Raw genomic sequence first — 971 nt, forward strand, 5'->3', positions numbered from 1 at the left:
ACGCGATTGACACTGAGAAGTGGATCAAGAACGTGGGTGAAATGGTTGACCGTGGCCTTGTGGTGGCGCAAACCGATATCTATGAGCGCTTAAAGCTCAAGATGCCGGACGATAAGACCAAGGCGGTACTTGTGCCTAAAGATATCGCCAGTGCTGTACAGCCTGTGACGGATGCGCCTCAAGAGGTGGCCACCAATCGACGCCTTGCCCTTAACCGCAAAGACAACGAAGAAGACGCGCTACCTGACCAAGACGAATGGGGCAATATTGCTGATGCTTTGGCAGCTCCTATCTTTGACGCCGTGCAACAGGCGCAAAGCTACGAAGAGCTGCAAGCCGCGCTTGACGCACTCAGTGCCAGCAATGACGATGATTCACTAACACCATTGATTGAGAGCCTAACGCAAGCCACATTCAGCGCAAGGCTCAAGGGTGAGCTCAATGGATAAGCTGGCTCAAGAGATACGGCGCTACCTGCTATCAAAGGGCATTCAAACCACCTTTGATTGGCGCGAGATGCTAGAGGAAGAGCACGACTTTAACTTTACCGTCGCCAAGATGAACCAGGTTGAACTCTTAACCCAGACGCAGCTCTTGGTCGCCCAGGCGATTGGCGAAGGCATGAGTTATGAGCGCTTTGCTAAGCAGCTCAAGCCGATGCTGGTTGAGCAAGGTTGGTGGGGTGTTCAGGCAATGACTGACCCATGGTCAGGGGATGAGCAAATCGTTCAACTAGGCAGCACGCGGCGCATGAAGGTGATATACGAAACCAACATGCGCACCGCTTACGCCTATGGTCAGTATCAACGCTCTGAGCGAGTCAAAGACACGCAGCCCTATTTTGTCTATGAGTTAGGCCCAAGCAGCGTGCACCGCCCTGAACATGTCAGTTGGGCGGGCGTTATGCTCCCCATTGACCACAGTTTTTGGTCTACCCATTACCCGCCTAATGGTTGGGGCTGTAAGTGCCG

At 53.2% G+C, this 971-nt stretch carries 2 protein-coding genes; both read left to right on the forward strand.

What is annotated here, in order from left to right; all coding sequences use genetic code 11:
- Window positions 1-449, forward strand: a 449-nt coding sequence (locus tag RH88_RS08090) for a phage portal protein family protein (RefSeq protein ID WP_005594866.1), incomplete at its 5' end; no start/stop codon positions are given.
- On the forward strand, window positions 442-971 hold a 530-nt coding region (locus RH88_RS08095), incomplete at its 3' end, for a phage head morphogenesis protein (RefSeq protein WP_005594867.1). The genes RH88_RS08090 and RH88_RS08095, both read left to right, overlap by 8 nt.

The organism is Vibrio scophthalmi LMG 19158 (assembly GCF_000222585.1).
Lineage (GTDB): Bacteria > Pseudomonadota > Gammaproteobacteria > Enterobacterales > Vibrionaceae > Vibrio > Vibrio scophthalmi.